The 16,833-nt window shown below is 65.6% G+C and carries 21 protein-coding genes; 9 read left to right on the top strand and 12 right to left on the bottom strand.

Annotated elements, in window-relative coordinates; genetic code table 11:
- Positions 1-60: 60 nt before the first annotated feature.
- Genes AC1DDG_RS13345 through AC1DDG_RS13335 form a run of 3 tightly spaced genes read right to left on the bottom strand, consistent with a single transcriptional unit; the run spans position 61 to position 3,156 of the window.
- Positions 61-1,296, bottom strand: coding sequence for an acyl-CoA dehydrogenase family protein (locus AC1DDG_RS13345; RefSeq protein WP_476876416.1), 1,236 nt, complete (start codon positions 1,294-1,296; stop codon positions 61-63).
- Position 1,297: 1 nt separating this feature from the next.
- Positions 1,298-2,134 (bottom strand): amidohydrolase family protein, encoded by an 837-nt coding sequence (locus AC1DDG_RS13340; RefSeq protein WP_476876480.1) that lies wholly within the window; start codon positions 2,132-2,134, stop codon positions 1,298-1,300.
- A gap of 59 nt (positions 2,135-2,193) precedes the next feature.
- Positions 2,194-3,156 carry an SDR family NAD(P)-dependent oxidoreductase gene (locus tag AC1DDG_RS13335; RefSeq protein ID WP_476876415.1) on the bottom strand — a complete coding sequence of 321 codons (963 nt, stop codon included), beginning with the start codon at positions 3,154-3,156 and terminating at the stop codon, positions 2,194-2,196.
- A 123-nt stretch (positions 3,157-3,279) separates the two neighbouring features.
- Between AC1DDG_RS13335 and AC1DDG_RS13330 the strand changes: the two genes are divergently transcribed.
- Positions 3,280-3,759 carry a MarR family winged helix-turn-helix transcriptional regulator gene (locus AC1DDG_RS13330; protein WP_476876414.1) on the top strand — a complete coding sequence of 160 codons (480 nt, stop codon included), beginning with the start codon at positions 3,280-3,282 and terminating at the stop codon, positions 3,757-3,759.
- Between the two features lie 22 nt (positions 3,760-3,781).
- On the opposite strand, the gene AC1DDG_RS13325 is transcribed toward AC1DDG_RS13330, so the two are convergent.
- From AC1DDG_RS13325 to AC1DDG_RS13310, 4 genes are all read right to left on the bottom strand, one after another.
- On the bottom strand, positions 3,782-4,174 hold the full coding sequence (locus tag AC1DDG_RS13325; protein WP_476876413.1) for a DUF1304 domain-containing protein: 393 nt from the start codon (positions 4,172-4,174) through the stop codon (positions 3,782-3,784).
- 93 nt (positions 4,175-4,267) lie between these two features.
- Positions 4,268-5,143 (bottom strand): class II fructose-bisphosphate aldolase, encoded by an 876-nt coding sequence (locus tag AC1DDG_RS13320; protein ID WP_476876412.1) that lies wholly within the window; start codon positions 5,141-5,143, stop codon positions 4,268-4,270.
- Complete coding sequence (locus AC1DDG_RS13315) at positions 5,143-6,048, bottom strand: NAD(P)-dependent oxidoreductase (RefSeq protein WP_476876411.1); 906 nt, start codon at positions 6,046-6,048, stop codon at positions 5,143-5,145. The genes AC1DDG_RS13320 and AC1DDG_RS13315 overlap by 1 nt, the downstream gene beginning before the upstream one ends.
- Before the next feature lie 20 nt (positions 6,049-6,068).
- Positions 6,069-7,574, bottom strand: a complete 1,506-nt coding sequence (locus AC1DDG_RS13310) for a four-carbon acid sugar kinase family protein (protein ID WP_476876410.1) — start codon at positions 7,572-7,574, stop codon at positions 6,069-6,071.
- A 150-nt stretch (positions 7,575-7,724) separates the two neighbouring features.
- On the opposite strand from AC1DDG_RS13310, the gene AC1DDG_RS13305 reads away from it, so the two are divergent.
- Together AC1DDG_RS13305 and AC1DDG_RS13300 are read left to right on the top strand one after the other, a co-directional pair.
- Positions 7,725-8,426, top strand: coding sequence for a FadR/GntR family transcriptional regulator (locus AC1DDG_RS13305; RefSeq protein ID WP_476876409.1), 702 nt, complete (start codon positions 7,725-7,727; stop codon positions 8,424-8,426).
- Positions 8,427-8,517: 91 nt separating this feature from the next.
- Positions 8,518-8,727 carry a dodecin gene (locus tag AC1DDG_RS13300; protein ID WP_476876408.1) on the top strand — a complete coding sequence of 70 codons (210 nt, stop codon included), beginning with the start codon at positions 8,518-8,520 and terminating at the stop codon, positions 8,725-8,727.
- A 34-nt stretch (positions 8,728-8,761) separates the two neighbouring features.
- On the opposite strand, the gene AC1DDG_RS13295 is transcribed toward AC1DDG_RS13300, so the two are convergent.
- The 3 genes from AC1DDG_RS13295 to AC1DDG_RS13285 all read right to left on the bottom strand — a co-directional run bounded on the left by AC1DDG_RS13295 (position 8,762) and on the right by AC1DDG_RS13285 (position 10,270).
- Entirely contained in the window at positions 8,762-9,004 is a 243-nt protein-coding gene (locus AC1DDG_RS13295; protein ID WP_476876407.1) for a hypothetical protein, read from the bottom strand.
- Positions 9,001-9,195, bottom strand: coding sequence for a hypothetical protein (locus AC1DDG_RS13290; RefSeq protein WP_230121280.1), 195 nt, complete (start codon positions 9,193-9,195; stop codon positions 9,001-9,003). Before AC1DDG_RS13290 ends, AC1DDG_RS13295 begins: the two co-directional genes overlap by 4 nt.
- A 130-nt stretch (positions 9,196-9,325) precedes the next feature.
- Positions 9,326-10,270 (bottom strand): helix-turn-helix transcriptional regulator, encoded by a 945-nt coding sequence (locus AC1DDG_RS13285; RefSeq protein WP_476876406.1) that lies wholly within the window; start codon positions 10,268-10,270, stop codon positions 9,326-9,328.
- Positions 10,271-10,448: 178 nt separating this feature from the next.
- Between AC1DDG_RS13285 and AC1DDG_RS13280 the strand changes: the two genes are divergently transcribed.
- Positions 10,449-11,318, top strand: coding sequence for an aldo/keto reductase (locus AC1DDG_RS13280; RefSeq protein ID WP_476876405.1), 870 nt, complete (start codon positions 10,449-10,451; stop codon positions 11,316-11,318).
- Positions 11,319-11,335: 17 nt separating this feature from the next.
- Positions 11,336-12,307, top strand: coding sequence for an aldo/keto reductase (locus tag AC1DDG_RS13275; RefSeq protein ID WP_476876404.1), 972 nt, complete (start codon positions 11,336-11,338; stop codon positions 12,305-12,307).
- A 93-nt stretch (positions 12,308-12,400) separates the two neighbouring features.
- Here the strand turns inward: AC1DDG_RS13275 and AC1DDG_RS13270 are convergent, their stop codons facing one another.
- The gene (locus AC1DDG_RS13270) at positions 12,401-12,610 is read right to left on the bottom strand and encodes a hypothetical protein (RefSeq protein WP_476876403.1); all 210 of its coding nucleotides are present in this window, start codon (positions 12,608-12,610) and stop codon (positions 12,401-12,403) included.
- Between the two features lie 160 nt (positions 12,611-12,770).
- Positions 12,771-13,331 (bottom strand): CDP-alcohol phosphatidyltransferase family protein, encoded by a 561-nt coding sequence (locus tag AC1DDG_RS13265; RefSeq protein WP_476876402.1) that lies wholly within the window; start codon positions 13,329-13,331, stop codon positions 12,771-12,773.
- A 283-nt stretch (positions 13,332-13,614) separates the two neighbouring features.
- On the opposite strand from AC1DDG_RS13265, the gene AC1DDG_RS13260 reads away from it, so the two are divergent.
- The 4 genes from AC1DDG_RS13260 to AC1DDG_RS13245 all read left to right on the top strand — a co-directional run.
- Positions 13,615-14,445, top strand: coding sequence for an aldo/keto reductase (locus AC1DDG_RS13260; protein WP_476876401.1), 831 nt, complete (start codon positions 13,615-13,617; stop codon positions 14,443-14,445).
- Between the two features lie 145 nt (positions 14,446-14,590).
- On the top strand, positions 14,591-14,854 hold the full coding sequence (locus tag AC1DDG_RS13255; RefSeq protein ID WP_230121273.1) for a GlsB/YeaQ/YmgE family stress response membrane protein: 264 nt from the start codon (positions 14,591-14,593) through the stop codon (positions 14,852-14,854).
- 119 nt (positions 14,855-14,973) lie between these two features.
- Positions 14,974-15,498, top strand: a complete 525-nt coding sequence (locus tag AC1DDG_RS13250; RefSeq protein ID WP_476876400.1) for a hypothetical protein — start codon at positions 14,974-14,976, stop codon at positions 15,496-15,498.
- A 98-nt stretch (positions 15,499-15,596) separates the two neighbouring features.
- The coding region (locus AC1DDG_RS13245) for a DUF222 domain-containing protein (RefSeq protein ID WP_476876399.1) at positions 15,597-16,833 on the top strand (1,237 nt) is incomplete at its 3' end.

The following is a 16,833-nucleotide window of genomic DNA, read 5'->3' as shown; positions in this document are numbered from 1 at the left end:
GCGGGCGCTGCCGTTGTGGAGTTCAGTTGTCGTCCGGTTCAGTCGTTCAGTTCGTGGGGCTTAGCGGGTGAAGGCGCTTTCGCCGGTGAGGGCGCGGCCAACGATCAGGGCGTTGATTTCGTGGGTGCCCTCGTAGGAATAGACGGCTTCGGCGTCGGCATGGAACCGTGCGACGTCAGAGGCCAAGGTGATGCCGTTGCCGCCAACCACTTCGCGGGCTAGGGCCACGGTTTCCCGCATCAGCAGGGACGTCTGCATCTTGGCCAGGGCGGAGTCTTGGTCGCGGTAGATGCCCCGCGCCTGCTGTTCGGTCAGCCGGACCACCAGGGACAGGGAGGACGTGACGTTACCGAGCATCCGGGCCAGCTTTTCCTGGACCAGCTGGAAGGATCCCAGCGGCCGGCCGAACTGCCGGCGCTCCGTGACGTACCGCAAAGCAGCCTCGAAGGCACCGGCCTGGATGCCGGCGGCGATCCAAGCGACGTCCGAACGCATGGCCCGGAGCATCGCGGCCACATCCCTGAAGGAGTTCACGCTGTGCAGCCGCATGGATTCCGGTACGCGGACGCCCTCAAGGTTGATGTGGGCGTTCTGCATCATCCGCAATGCCGTCTTGCCGTGGATTTTCTCCAGCGTCACGCCATCGGCTTCACGGTCAACCAGGAAGGCCTTGACCTGCCCGTCGGCCCCCTCGCGGGCGAACACCGCAAGGACGTCCGCCGTCGCGGCGCCTCCGATCCAGCGCTTGGCGCCGTCCAGGACCCAGGAATCCCCCTCGCGCCGGGCCGTTGTTAAGAGCCCACCGGCAATGTCGGACCCGGACTCCGGTTCGGTCAGCGAGAAGACGCCCTTGAGCGAGAAGTCGATGACTTTCGGCATCCATTCAGCCTGCTGCTCCCTCGAGGCCCCCACGCGGACGGCTGTGCGGAACAGTCCGGCCTGCGCGGTGTACCAAGTGGCCAGCGACGCGTCCGTGCGGGCCAGCTCGAAGATCCGGAAGCCGTGGTAGATGCCCCGGGCGGGGCTGCGGTCCGGGCCGGCGCCTGTGAGTTCCGCTGGTTCCATGAGGTCCAGGTCAGCCAGCGGCTGTGCGAGCTGCTGCGGGAATTCCCCGCGCTCCCAGTACTCCGCCAGGAGCGGCCGGGCTTTCTCATCGAGGAAGCTCCGCAGGCGTCCCAGCACGCGGCGCTCGTCGTCGCTGAGGAGGGACTCGGCGTCGTAATAGTCGCAGACACCGTAGAGGCGTTCTTCCACCACGGCCCTATGCCCCGGGGCCAGGCCGGTATCCAGGCTCATCTCAGGCTCCCAGTCCGAGCAGGCGCACTGCATTGTGCTTGAGGATCTTGGGCCGGACCTCGTCCTTCAGGGGCAGGTCCGCGAAGGCACCGAGCCATTTTTGCGGCGTGATGAGCGGGAAGTCAGTGCCGAACAGGACCTTGTCCTGCAGCACCGAATTGGACATGCGCACCAGCGACTCCGGGAAGTACTTCGGTGACCATCCGGACAGGTCGATGAACACGTTGGCTTTGTGCGTGGCGATCGAATTGGCCTCGTCCTGCCACGGCACGGACGGGTGGGCCATGATGATCTGCAGTTCCGGGAAGTCCGCTGCCACGGCATCCAGCAGGAGCGGGTTGGAATACGCCAGCTTGATGCCGTAACCGCCGGGCAGCCCGGCGCCCATGCCGTTTTGCCCGGTGTGGAAGATGGCCGGCAGCCCCAGTTCCTGGAGAGCCTCCCACAGAGGGTAAAACTGTTCATTGGAGGGGTCGAAGCCCTGCAGGCTGGGATGGAATTTGAAGCCGCGGGCGCCGAGGTCGATGGCCTGGCGCTTGGCGCCATGGATGGCCTCGGCGCCTGTGCGGGGATCGACACTGCCGAACGGGATGAGGACGTCGTTGTTCCGGGCGGCCCCGGCGATGAGGTCCTCGATGCTGTTGGGCTCGTGCTTGAGCTGGGTGCGGGCGTCCACCGTGAACACGACGGCGGCCATGTTCAGCTCCCGGTACACCTCGGCGATGCGGTCCAGCGACGGGCTGCGGTCCTCGGACTTGAAGTACTTCGCGGAAGCCTCGGTCAGGGCCGGCGGCAGCGATTCGTGGCCGTGGCCGTCCACTTCGAGGTGGACGTGCATGTCGATCGCATCCAGCTTGGCCGCGTCAATGCCGAGCTCGTAGCGGTTTGCAGCCACGGCTAGCCGACCTTCGCAGCCGCGGGCTGGTTCTGGGCAGGACGTGCTTCGGGCTTCAGGCCTTCGGGCAGCGGCAGGAATTCCTCGCCCACGCTCTGCAGCTTGTCCCCAAAGAGCGAGCTGAAGTTTTCCAGCAGGTCCTGGTATCCCCAGCCGCCCTCGCGGTACTCAGTTACCGCGGCTTCCGGGTGCGTCCACACCTGCAGGCGGTCGCCGCCGGCGCCGATCGCCTGGCCGGTAATGCCCGCCGCCTCATCGGAGGCGAGGAACGCGACCAGTCCGGAGACGTCGTCGGCCGTTCCGAAGCCGAGCTCGTGGCGGAAGAACGCCGGCATGGACTCGCCGCGCTCGTCCGCTTCCACTGCTTTCTCGAAGTACGGGACTGTCTTGGTCATGGCAGTGGCAGCCACCGGGATGACGGCGTTGGCGGTCACGCCCGCCTTCTTCATTTCCAGCGCCCAGGTGCGGACCATGCCCACGATGCCCGCCTTGGCTGCGGCGTAGTTGGTCTGGCCAAAGTTGCCGCGCTGCCCCGTGGGCGAACCGATCGTGATGATCCGGCCCGCGATGCCGTTCTCCTTGAAGTAACCGAACGCTTCCCGGACGCAGGTGAAGGTGCCGCGCAGGTGGACGTTGATGACAAGGTCGAAATCCTCATCTGTCATCTTCAGCAGGGACTTGTCCCGCAGGATTCCGGCGTTGGTGACCAGGATGTCCAGCCGGCCGAAAGCGTCGACGGCTGTCTGCACCAGCAGTTTGGCGGCTTCCGTGCTGCCCACGGGAGCGACGGCGGCCACTGCGCGGCCGCCATCGGCCACGATGGTCCTTACCGCTTCGCCGGCGACGTCCGCGTCGACGTCGTTAATGACGACGGCGGCACCCTGGCGGGCGAGTTCCCTTGCATAGGCGAGGCCCAGTCCGCGGCCGCTTCCCGTGACGATTGCTACTTTTCCTGACAGGCTCATCGCTGCTCCCTTGCTAGCTGACCGTGCATCCTGCCGTCCGGCATGCGATGCTGTTCTGTATCCATGAAAATATGGATAGTTGAAAAAGTCAACGATTTATTTTGAGAACTATCGGAGGTGGGCATGAGCGTCGAGACACAGGGCGGGCAGCGGACAGAGCCGGCCGACAAGCTCGTCGCGGCGTCCATCAGTCAGGACCTGGGCTTCCTGCTCGCCAAACTGCACGCGGCGGGGTCGGTGCTGAACAACCGGGCGCTGGCGGAGTTCGACCTCAAGGAGCGCTCGTACTCCGTGCTGATCCTTGCCAACAGCGGCCTCGAGCCCACGCAGCGTGAACTGGCCGACTTCCTCAGCCTTGACCCGAGCCAAATCGTGGCCCTGGTGGACGAGCTGGAAAAGCGCCGACTTGTGGTGCGGGCCCCCGGCAAGCAGGACCGCCGGGCTAAGACGGTCACCGCCACAGCGGCGGGAAGCCGGCTGCAGGCGCAGGCCGCCGAGGCCGCCGGCCGGGCGGAGTCCGAAGCGCTGTCTGGGCTGGCAGATGACGAAGCCGCCCAGCTCAAGGCACTGCTGCGCAAGGCGCTGTGGGGCGGCGACGCCTGAGCGGCGCTGAGCCGCCACGAAGCTAGCCGGCCAGCACCGCCAGGACGCCAAGCACGACGGCGAGCAACGGCGTCGTGCCCTGCGTCGCGGCGGCGCGGAGGTACTTCCTGCCGCTCAAGGCAAGCACGACAGAGGCGAGGAACATCGAACCGCAGCTGCTGAAGACGAGCGTCCAGCCCACGCGAGGCTGGCCGAACTGCACTGCCGCGATCCCGGCGAAGGCGCCGAGTGCGAGGAACAGGTTATAGAAGCCCTGGTTGTACGCGAGTGGTTTCGTGGTCTCGGCATCGGCCTGCGATGCGACCCCGAAGCGCTTCCACGTGGACGGCCGGGCCCAGGTGAGCGACTCCATCGTGAAGATATAGACGTGCAGGAGTGCCGCGACGAGTGCAAAGACGAGGGAGGCCGGAATCATGGCTCGATCCTAGCCTCCCCTCCCCCTGCGCTTCGAAGCGTCAACTCAACTGTATTTCAGCGGCTCAACTGTGGTCAGCAGCTCAAACGTAGTTCAGCGACTCAACATGGCCAGGGCCGATGTCGCGAAGTCCTTGGCGGAGTCGTTCCAGCGGGCCAGGAGGCCCTGGAGGTTCTCGCCGTCTGCCCGGTGCGCAGCAGTTTGTGTCTCCAGCGTTTCAAGAACGCCGGTCCGGAGCTCGGTGTTGAAGTTCACCTTCCCCACGTTCATGGCCGGGGCCTTGGCCAGTTCCCCGGCCGGAATTCCGGATGCTCCGTGGAGCACCAGAGGGATGCGTGTGCGCACGGCGATGTCCTCCAGGACGTCCCAGCGCAGTTCGGGCTTGCCTTTGTACTTTCCATGGACGTTGCCCACTGCCACGGCGAGCAGCTGGGCGCCGGTCCGGGCCACAAAGTCCTCCACCTGTGCGGAGTCGGTGAGGCCGGCCACCTCGCTGCCGGACGCATCTGCGTCCGAATCGGCGCCGAACGCCCGGTCCTCATCACCGGCGAGTCCCCCCAGCTCCGCTTCGATCACGACGCCGGCGTTCCCCTGTGCGTCCAGGGCTGCCCGCACTTCGCGAACCAGCGCGATGTTCTCCTCATACGGCAGGGACGAGCCATCCGCGAGGACGGAATCTGCCCCGGCCACAACCGCCGCAACGATGACCTGGCGGTCTGAGGCATGGTCCAACTGCACGGCGACAGGCACCGAGGCGGCGTCGGCCAGGCCCCGGAGCGCTGAGATGAGCCTCAGTCCGTTCGCGGCGGCTGCAGTCTTGGGCGCCACGAGCAGAATGACGCCGATGCCAGCCTCTTCGGCGGCGCTGACAACCGCCAGCGCGGTGGTGAAGTCGTAGCAGGTGAAGGCGGGTACTGCCGCGCCCTGCTGGAGAGCAGAGCTTACAAGCTCGTCGAGCCTCGCGCGCATCAGAGTGCGGCGGTGCGCTTGGTGGGAGCCACAACCTTGATGACCGCGGAATCATCGGCAGCGGCGAGGCCGTGCGCCTGGCCCAGCAGGTAGAGCTGTTCGGCGGCGGCGGCAACCGGGGTGGCGAGGCCAGCCGCACGGGTTGCCTTGCCGACGATGCCCATGTCCTTGACGAAGATGTCCAGACGGCTGAGTACCTCGGCGCCTTCCTCGCTGTAGGCCTCCAGGATGCGCGGGCCGCGGTTGGAAAGCATGAAGGAACCGGCGGCACCGGCTTCGAGGGCGGCGAGGGTCTTCGCCTGGTCCAGGCCCAGGGCATCGGCCAGGGCCATGGCCTCGGCGGCGGCTGCGATGTGGATTCCGCAGAGGAGCTGGTTGACGGTCTTCAGGGCCTGGCCGTCGCCGGGCTTGTCGCCCACAACGGTCAGGGTGGAAGCGAGTAGTTCCAGGACGGGACGAGCCGACTCGAGCGCGGCGGGCTCGGCGCCGACGACGATCAGCAGGTCCCCTTCACCGGCCCGCTTGGGGCCGCCGGACAGCGGTGCGTCGATAAGCGCCACACCGTAGTCCGCCAAGCGGCTGACGGTGGCCGGGATCGCTTCGGTACCGACGGTGCTGGTCAGGATGACGACGGCGCCCTTCTTGAGCACGGACGCTACGCCGTTCTCACCGAACAGGACGTCGTTGAGCTGCTCGCTGTTGCGGACGGCCAGCAGCAGGGCGTCAGTGTCCTGGGCGGCCTCGCGCGCCGAGGCAAAGGTGCGCACGCCGGACTCCTCGGCCAGGCGCAGGCGGGGTTCGGCGATGTCGAACCCGTGGACGGTGAGCTGGCTGGCGAGGCGGGTGGCCATCGGCAGGCCCATGGCGCCGAGGCCGAGGACGGTGACTTTGTAGTTCGAGGTCATGGTGTTCTCCATTGAATTGGCTAGAAAGCGTTGCTGAGCTTGCGGGTGACCTGGGCCAGGGATTCGTCGTCGCCCACGTTGCCGGCAAACACGATGTACGGAATTCCCTTGGCGGGGCCGTCCACCGGTTCCCAGAGGCTGACGATCCCCGGCAGCATCGGCCCGCGGACTATCGCGTGCCGGATTTCCAGTCCATGGGCAGCCACGTCGGAGGACGTGATGCCGCCCTTGGCGATGACGAACCGCGGCGGGAAGGTCTTGAGCGTCCGGTTGACCACGGCGACGACGGCGGCAGAGACGGTACGCGCGATCCGGAGGCTTTCGGCCGGGTCGTCAGTCTTGATAAGCAGGCGGCTCGTGTGGACGATGACGTCGCCGCTGTGAAGGGCCTCAACGACGGCGTCCACCGTCTCGTCGAGGTAGGTGTCGGCGCCGTCCCACAACAGCCTCTCGACGTCGATCTCCACAATGCGGGCCGCGCCGTGCTGGTCGGTCAGCACCTTCAGCTGCCGCGTTGTCACGCCCACGTGCGAACCGACGACGATCAGGCCGCCGGCCTCGGAGGGGACGTTGCCGGCGTAGGCTTCCTCACCGCTGAGCTCGCTCCGGATCTCCTGCCCGATCCGGGCACGGACAAAGGGCGGACCCACGCGGTACAGGAGCTTCTTGCCGCGGTGTTCGGCCTCTTCCAAGCCGAGGGCGAGGGCACGTAGGTCGTTTTCGGTGACGATGTCCGCCACGATCGGGGTTGAGGCGGTGGCCGGCTCAATCGCGTCGGCAATGGCCTTGGCGGACACGTCCGGGTCGCCGGCTTCGCCATTGCCGGCGGCGCCCGCGCGGATGATGTTGAGGTCGAGCACGATCACAGAGTCCGCGGCAAAGCGGCCCTGCGACTTCTCTTCCACGTACTTTGCCATCTCGGAGTTGGCGAACCCGAATGTCGCATCCTTGGCGAATTCGGTCTCCGCAACCGGGGTGAGCTGGCCGGCGTCGTTTCCGGTTCCGCGCATGTAGTGGATGCCGCCGATGGTGACGCGTCCGGCGTCGGGGAAGGCAGGAACAATCACGACGCCGTCAGTTTCCTCGCCGCTCTCGGCGGCGACAGTGGCGGCGATGACGTCGGGTTCAAGCGGAAAGTGCCCGCGCAGCGTCGAGTCGCTGCGGCTGACGAATCCGAGCCGGACTGCTGCCTCGCCGTCAGTTGCGCCCGCATGCGCGGCAGCAAGGGCATTGCGCACAATCTCTTCGTTTCGTGCAGCGGCTTCCGCTGGATCCAAGCTTCGGGTGTTGGTGAGCACGTACACTGCGGCCTTACCCTGAGTGAAGGCCCAGGTGAAGTCCTCGACTTCCCAGCGGGTGAGCACGGGGAGATCGGAAACCGACTGCGTTCCGGTGGGGTCGTCGTCGAGGACCACCAGCACACGCGGGGACGCCGCAACGGAGGCGGCCAGGGCGCTGGCTACCTGCCGGGCGGGGATCTGGAGCTCCGCGGGGTAGGCGGCCAGGATGTCTGCTTCTAGGGGCACGGTGCACTCCGTTGTGTCGAAACTATATTGCGAACAAATCTTTGTCAGATGTCAGACATCTGTCGTTTGACTGCTAGTGTGGCATAACGCACAGGACGTGCGCAAGTAGACTTGTCAGGCATATGGGGCGAGAAACGCTGAACGGGGAAAATGGCACGCAAATCACTGGTGGGAGTCGTAGCTGACGAGCTCCTGGACCGCATTATTGCCGGGGAATTTCCGCCCGGCGCGAGCGTCCCCGGTGAGCTGGAGCTCAGCGCACGCCACGAGGTCAGCAGAATGACGGTCCGCGAGGCCATGAAGACCCTCGAGGCCCAGCGCATCCTCAGCGTGGAACGCGGCCGCGGAACGTTCGTGAACCCGCTGAACCGCTGGTCGTCACTGGAAGCCGTGCTCCGTGCAGCCTCCGAGGGGCAGAACGGACCCGCGGCGGCGATCCAGCTCATTGAGCTGCGCAGGATGCTGGAAACTGGTGCCTGCGAGCTGGCTGCGCAGCGCATCACCGATGCCGAGCTGGAGGAACTCCGCGGCCGCGTTGAGGACATGCGCGAAGCCCACCATGCCAACGACCTTGCCCGGTTCGTGGCGGCCGACCTCGCCTTCCACGACCTGATACTTCATGCCTCCGAGAACGTCTTTGTGGCGGTCCTGTTCGAGCCGTTGCACCGCGTGCTGGAGAAGCGGCGCACGGAGACTTCCAAGGTGCCGCAGATCCAGGAACACGCAATCGGCCACCACCAGAACGTTTACGAGGCCCTGGCCGCCCGCGATCCCTTGCGGGCACGGGATGCCATGGACGCCCATATGCAGCAGACCCTTGACGACCTCAGGAGCTACGTCCTGGAAGCCTGACCCCCTGGAAACCTAGTTCCGGGACGCTCCTTCCGATACTCTGCAGGAACGGCCCGCAGCCGGGTATCGATGGCGATCACGAGGAGCGAAGTTGTCTAATCACACTTACAGCATTTCTGAAATTGTCGGGACTTCGAACGAAGGCGTGGACGATGCCGTCCGCAACGGAATAGCCGAGGCCTCGAAGACACTGCGGAACCTTGACTGGTTCGAGGTCAAGGAGATCCGCGGCCACCTCGACAACGGCCAGGTCGCCGACTGGCAGGTCACCATCAAGCTCGGCTTCCGGCTGGAGCGCTGACCCCAGCCGCCAGCCCAGGCGGTTAGCTACTGTTTCAGTCCCTGGTCCACACCTGGACGGCGTCGCCGCCGCACAAGAGGCGGCGGCCCCGTCCGGCAAACTCCACCCAGAGCATCTCGTGGTGCTCGGAGACTTCGTCCACGTGTGCGGCATCGAAGCCGTAGCCGTCGCTTTCGACCCACACCGCTTCGCCGGGCGCCAATTCCGCCCACCGGTTCGGCGCAAGCCGTGCGGCGGCTGTGGCGGGACGTTGGGGCAGCCCCGCCTCGCGCATCATGATTCCTGGCCTACGGACCGGCGGCGCCATACGGTGGGTGCACCCTGGAAAGCGGGAAGGACCTGGCCTTCAAAGAACGTATGGGTTTCCTGCGGCGACTCATCCGGGGTCCACAGGCCCGATGCGGGGCAGTGGGTTCCTGTCGATGCGGACGGCGCGTGGCGTTCCCTGAGCAGTGCGATGCGTTTCATCGTTGAATGTCATCCTTGGTGGTCGAAGAAGTTCTCCTCCAAGGCTAGAAAGGCGGCAGCACAGACCCAATGGGCGGATGGCTAGAATCCGTCCGGTGGGCTGGGCAGCAGCACAACGCTCTGGAGCCCCCTACGGCTGTTCGGCTGCCCTCATTGCGGCGGGGCGGTCGCCCGGAGCACCTGACGGCTGCGGTTCGGCAGCGGTGGAAGCGTCCTCCGCCGTCGCAATTTCCCCCTCCGCGCCGGCGCCCAGGCTGCCGAGCAGGGCCAGCGCGTCCGCGGACGGGGAGCCCGGCTTCGCTGAGAACACCCGGAGCACCTGGTCAGGATCGTCCGGAAGGATCAGGTTTTCAAAGTTCAGTTCAAGGTCCCCGACGGCGGGATGGTGGAGCCGCACGCTGCCGGCCGACCGGGTGGCAACCCGGTGCCCCGCCCACCATTGCCGGAAGTGCTCGCTGTGCACCGCCAGCTCCCCCACCAGCTGGTTGGCCTGGGCGTCGCTGGGATGCCGGCCGACGTCGACGCGCAGCGCGCCTGCCGCCTCGGCGGCCACCGACTTCCAGTCGCGGAAGAGTTCACGCGCCCGTGGATCCAGGATGAGCCAGCGCGTCAGGTTCCGCTCGCCCGGCGGCAGCTCCGGGAAATCCGCAAACAGCAGGAATGCCAGCCGGTTGCCGGCGAGCACATCCGTGCGCCGGCCAAGGACAAGGGCGGGAACGTCGCCCACGGCCTCCAGAAGCTGGCGCACTGCGGGACGCACGCCCTGGGCCGGAACGGGAGAACGGGCGGATTCAGCACAGTGCTCCAGGAGATCCATCATGTGCGCCTGCTCGCCGGCGTCGAGCTTGAGCGCCCTGGCTACTGAATCCAGCACCGCCCGTGACGGATGGATGTTCCTGCCCTGCTCGAGCCGCGTGTAGTAATCGGTGCTGACGTCCGCGAGCCGTGCAATTTCTTCACGCCGGAGCCCAGGCACCCGCCTCGCGCTGGATCCGTCGGCTATGCCGGCGTCTTCCGGCTTCAACCGCGACCGCATTGCCTTGAGGAATTTTCCGAACTCAGCGCTCTGACCCATGTCCTCCATTCTGCACTTGCAACGGCGGTGCTTTCTACAACGAGGGTAGGACTGCCAGTCCTAGGAAAAACAGGGACAGGCACATCTACTGACGGCGGCGGCCCTGGTGCATAGGCTCGATGAAGAGCCTTCCGATTCTGTACATACGCAGATTCCGTAAATACCCAGGAGAACAGCCATGTCCCAGACACCCGAATCCACCACCCCTGCCGCTCAGAGCCTCGAAATTCCAGGGGTCACGCTGAACAACGGCGTCACCATCCCCCAGTTGGGGTTCGGTGTCTTCCAGGTGCCGCCGGAAGAGACCCAGCGGATCGTGGAAGGCGCCCTCGAGGCCGGCTACCGGCACATCGACACGGCGGCCGCTTACCGCAACGAAGCAGGCGTCGGAGCGGCCATCGCGGCTTCAGGGATCCCCCGCAAGGAACTCTTCATCACCACCAAGCTTCGGAACGGCGAACAGGGCTCTGCTGCCGAGGCCTTTGAAAACAGCCGCAAAGCACTCGGCCTGGACGTCATTGATCTTTACCTCATCCATTGGCCCGTGCCGTCGCAAGGCCTGTTCACGGAAGCGTGGCGAACCATGGAGGCGCTCTACGTTGAAGGCAACATCCGTGCCATCGGCGTGTCGAACTTCCTGGAGGACCACCTGGATACCCTCTTGGCGAAGGCCGGCATCGTTCCGGCCGTGAACCAGATAGAGCTCCATCCCACGTTCCAGCAGTCGGTTCTGGCCGAGAAGAGCCGCTCCCACGGCATTGCCGTCGAGGCCTATAGCCCCCTCGGCCAGGGCGCCGACCTGAATGCCCAGGCCGTCACTGCCCTGGCCGAGGACCGCGGCGCCACGCCCGCGCAGATCATCCTGGCCTGGCACCTCGCGGCGGGAACCATTGTTATTCCGAAGTCCGCTGACTCGGCTCGTATGCGTGAGAACCTCGCCGCCGCGTCCATCTCGCTGAGCGCCGCGGATGTCGAATCAATCAATGCACTGGAGGCCGGTACCCGGGTGGGCGCGGATCCCGCCGTCGCCGCCTTTTCCCAGTTCTAGCCCTAAGGACCACGACCATGCAGTACACCCATCTGGGCCGCTCCGGCCTGAAAGTCTCCCGCCTGTGCCTCGGCACCATGAACTTCGGCCCTCAAACCGACGAGGCCGCAGCGCATTCGATGATGGACTCCGCGCAGGAGTCCGGCATCAACTTCTTCGACACCGCCAATGTTTACGGCGGCACGGGTCATCGCGGCTGGACAGAGGAGATCATCGGCCGGTGGTTCGCCCAAGGCGGCGAGCGGCGCGAACGCACCGTCCTGGCCACCAAGCTGTACGGAACCATGACAGACCGCCCCAACGAGTCCAAACTCTCGGCGCTCAACATCCGCCGGGCCCTCGACGCGAGCCTGAAGCGCCTACAGACCGACTACATCGATGTGTACCAGTTCCACCACGTGGACCGGAACACTCCCTGGGACGAGATCTGGCAGGCCATCGAGGTGGCCGTCCAGCAGGGCAAGATCCTCTATTCAGGAAGCAGTAACTTCGCCGGCTGGCATATTGCACAGGCGCAGGAGACCGCTGCCCGGCGCAACTACACGGGCCTGGTCAGCGAGCAGTCCATCTACAACTTGCTGACCCGGAATGTGGAACTTGAAGTCATCCCCGCCGCCGAACAATACGGGCTCGGGATCATTCCCTGGTCTCCCCTGCACGGCGGCCTTCTCGGCGGTGTGCTGAAGAAGGAGCGCGATGGCGTACGGCGCCTTGAGGGGCGCGCGCACGAAACACTGAAAAAGCACTCCGACCAGATCCAGGAGTACGAGGACTTCGCCGAAGAGCTGGGCCACGAACCCGGCGACGTGGCGCTCGCCTGGCTGCTGCACCAACCGGCGGTGACGGCCCCTATCGTCGGCCCCCGCACGCAGGAACAGCTCGACGCCGCCGTCCGGGCCCTGGATGTCACGCTCAACGGTGACGCACTCAAGCGCCTGGACGCCATCTTCCCGGGGCACCGCACCGCACCTGAGGACTACGCCTGGTGACAGGCTGGCGCTGGCTCACCGGTGGGCCGCGCCGCTGACCGGGCCGGCGTCGGACTCCCGCGCGGCCGCATGCACTGCTACCGTCGTCTACCGCTAACGGGCCGGAGGGCGCTGCGGGTCCTCCAGGGCGGGGTCGTCTGGTTCGCCGTCGGGGCCCGTAGGCGGTCCCGGCGGGTCCTGCGGAGGAACTGCGGGATCCTCCAAGGGCGGGTTCTGCGTGGGGTCGAAAGGAAATCCCTCCGAGGGATTCTCCTGTGGGTCCCGGGTGGAATCCTGATTGGAATCGTCGGGCGTTTCACTCATGGTCAGGATCCTTTGCTGGTCGGGGCTGGTCGGGGTGCCATCCGGTGCGGCCACGAAACTTGGCCGCATATTTCTCTCGTTCCCGCTACACCCAAGGCATACCAGCGCCTTGCCGCTGAGTCCAGAGCTTCACTCAGGGCTGCCGATCTCAGGCAGGCGGTCAGTTCACCAGTTCTTGTCCGGACTCCAAGCCAACATCCCTGCTGTGGGTCCGCTCCAGCTCTAGGATGTCTCGGCCGAAAGAGGCCACCAGCGTCAGGAGGGCAAGGACAACGGCGGCGGCGCCGATCCCCGCGGGCACGCCCGGTGTTAGCGCCAGCAGAAAGGCAAATGGCTGATAGGCACCTATGACCTTGCGGAGCCGGTTCACGCCGAGCGTTCCTCTGAGGGCAGGCCGGAGCCGGCCGGCCGCCATAAACGCATACCACATCAGCCCGATAGCCAGGACCCACGGACCAAAACTTCCCACTGCGGCGACGGACAGTACGAGAACCAAGGCGGCATCTGTTTGAACGTCCAGTCGTGCCCCTGCAGGGGATGCGCAGGCGAAACGCCGCGCCACTGCTCCATCCACGGCATCAAGCAGGAAAGCCACGCTGCCTATGACGATGAACGGGAGGCCGGGCAAGCGGTCACTGAAGAGTGCGGGAACGGCCATTGCTGCGCAGCATGCCGCCAGAACAGCGCGGACCAGCGTGATCCGATCTGCGGGAGTGATCATTGGCGGCTTGCGCCTGAGGATTGAGACCGCAGCGTTTCCCACCACCCCAACGCCAGCGGACAGCGCCGCGTAGAGCCAACCTGAATCCGCAGCCGAAGTGGCCATAAGCCAACTCCCGGCCACAAGAAAACCAGCCATCGCTATTGCCGCATCCGTCATCGCGCGGCGCCTGGCCAAGACCTCCATATGCCCCCTCGCGCTCATCGTAGCAACAACCGGCTCTGGCAGCGGAGCACCGCAATTGGCTCTGTGCAAACGGCTGCTCATAGGAAAGACTTTGCGCATGGCACTCTCACCGGTAATCGACCTGAACGATGGCCACCGGATACCACAGATTGGACTTGGCACCTGGCCGCTAAACGACCGTGAGGTGGCGGACGCCGTCGTACATGCCGTGGAAGCCGGGTACCGGCATATCGACACCGCCGTGAAATACGGCAATGAAACCGGGGTGGGCGAGGGAATTCGCGGGTGTGGATTGGACCGCGACGAGCTCTTCGTGACCACCAAGCTCGACGGCGAATTCCAAGGTGAGGACAGGGCCGTGGCCGGCCTGGAGGGCGCGCTCAGGCGGCTGAACATGGACTACGTGGACCTGCTCCTCATCCATTGGCCGCTGCCCCGGCGTGGCGATTTCATCTCCACGTGGAAGACCTTTGAAGGGCTTCAGAAGGAGGGCAAGGCCCGTTCAATCGGCGTGTCGAATTTCAAACCGTCCCACCTTGAACAGCTGATGTGGGCAAGTGATGTGGTTCCCGCAGTGAACCAGATCCAACTCAACCCCTCGGTCACGCGCTCTGCGGACCGCGCCTATCACGAGCACCACGGGATAGTCACCGAATCATACAGCCCGCTCGGGGCAGGTTCAGGCCTGTTGTCTGCGCCAGTGCTGACAAGAATCGCCAGAAAACACGGCAAAACCGAGAGCCAGATAGTGCTCCGCTGGCATGTTCACCAAGGCTTGGTGGCCATCCCAAAGTCCTCCAGTCTGCAACGCATGAAGGAGAATATCGACATCTTCGGGTTCACCCTGGACCAGGAAGATCTGACGGCCATCGAGACGCTGGATGAAGGGCCAGAGGCGGGCGTGAACTCAGACGTCCAAGGGCATTGAGGCCGGCGGGAACAACCCTCCGCAGGAGAGTTTCTCCTCAAACCGACTGGCAGAAAAATAGTAAGCATGTTTAGTATTGGGGAGAAGGACGAAGCGTACCCGGCATACCGGGTGCCTCCTTTATGAAGAAGAAGGAACGATAAAAATGGGTTTTTTCGCATTTCTGATTCTGGGCCTCATTGCCGGAGCCATTGCTAAGGCGATCCTCCCCGGCCGACAGGGTGGCGGCATTTTCATCACGCTTCTGCTTGGCGTAGTAGGAGCCATCCTCGGCGGCTTCATCGGCAGCGCGCTCTTCGGCGTGGGAATCAACGAGTTCTTCTCGCTGTCAACGTGGCTGCTGGCCATCGGCGGGGCAATCGTCGTCCTGCTGGTCTACGGCATGATCACCCGCCGCAGCGTCCGCTAGTCGGACCTTGGCTGGAAACCGGCCCCGGGACATTTTCCCGGGGCCGTTTTCTTAGCTGATTCCCTCAGAGGCTGAACTTTCCACATCGTACATATCCCTCTCAAGAGCAGGAGTTCATCATGAAATCCAAACTTCTCTTCGGCGCCGGAATTGCTGCAGGCTACGTTCTCGGATCCAGGTCCGGCCGGGCAGCGTACGACAAACTCAAAGCCCGCGCCACCAGCATTTGGGACAGCAAGCCCGTTCAGGACAAGGTCACCGCGGCCGCCGAGGCTGTGAAGGAAAAGGCACCCGACATGGGCGACCAGCTCTCCGAAGCAGCGCGTCGGGCCGGGACAGTGCTTAGCTCGGCTATGCACCGCGACGCTTCAAAATCCGGCGACACCAAGTCCGGCACCTACTCCTCAGGCGGCACCGCGTCCGGTTCAGGCGGCGCGCCCGCCTCAGGCGGCACGCCCGACGGCGACACTTTGGACAGCGGGGACGTCCCCGCACACAGTACTCACCCGGAGACAGTAAACCTTGGCACTTCAGACGTTGAGTCTGACCCCGCATTGAACGACTCATCGGGTCAGGACTGGTCCGATGAAGGTGGCGCCACTCCGGCCGGGGCTGCCACCAACGTGGACCCTGAAAGGCACTAGCTGAACAGCCCGGTCCCTCAGCCGAGCTGAGTACTGAAGTTCGGCGCCCGTTTTAGGCACCGGCTTTGATTGTCAGACCCCTCTGGCAGAGTTTTCATATGGAAGCCATTGGGGGACGCAGCGTTGGTAACGCGGGCCAGGCAGCAGTGCCCGGCCCGCGTACCAATCCGTTGCGCAGCGTCCCGGATGCAGGGACTTGTGCCCCTGGCCAACTCTCCAGCACCGCCGTTGCGGACACTTCTTCGTCCAACGGCGGTGCTTTTGACTGCCTCCGGCAGTGCTTGGCGCTGGCGGAGACCACAGCCGACAGCGTGCCGGATGAACTGGCTCTGACCTCCTTCCGTAACGCGGCGGATTTCGCGGACCTGGCCGAGGAGCTCTCCCGCCGGGCCGAGCATCTTCAGTTGCTCGCCGCGGCCGCGGTGGAGCGGACCCGCACCGAGGCGGTCAACGCCGCCGGACCCGCGGCAAAGGCCACAGGCTGGACCACCGGCTGGGGCACCGGCACCGACACCGGCAGCGCGGCCGACACCGCGGCCGGTGCAGGAGCATCCGGGGCCGCGGAGACGGCGCCGGGGCCGGGGCGGGTGCGGTCTGTGCCTGCCGATGACGGGTGCCGGAACACCGCCGAATTCCTCCGGGTCCGGCTCCGGATCAGCATCGGCGAAGCCCGCCGCCGGCTCGCCCTCGCCGCGGCCGTGCTGCCCCGCACCGGCCTCAACACCCACCCCATGCCCCCCGCCTGCGAACAGACCGCCGCGAACCTCGCCGCCGGGACCATCGCCTCCCGCGCCGGAACCATCATCACCACCGCCCTGGACAAGGCCCGCCCCATCACCAACCCCGCSACCCTCCAGAGCATGGAGGCCGCCCTGAACCGCACCGCCCTGGAGAACGACCACGACTTCCTGCTCCGCATCGCCCACCGCTGGACCGACGCCATCGACCAGGACGGCACCGAACCCAGCGAAGAAGAACTCCGCCACCGCCAAGGCGCCTTCACCCGCCCGCCCCGCCGCGGCCTCCACCACCTGGAAATCTTCGCCACCACCGACCAATACGAACACCTCCTCACCGCCATGAACACCGCCACCAACCCCCGCACCCAACCCACCACCACCGCGGACGGAACAGGCTCGGGAACAGGCGCCGGCGGAACAGACACCGACACCGCCGGCGGTGACGCGGGCGCGCATGCCGGGCCGGGATTCGGCGCCGCGGCCGAAGCCGCGGCCGCGGACGCCCACCTCGAACGCCGCACCCGCCCCCAACAACTCCTCGACGGACTCGTCGGCGCCTGCAAAACAGCCCTCGCCACCAACACCCTGCCAGCGC

This window comes from Arthrobacter sp. 10L430 (assembly GCF_056395245.1).
The sequence above is the reverse complement of the archived record's forward strand: the minus strand, read 5'-3'. Positions and strand labels throughout refer to the sequence as shown.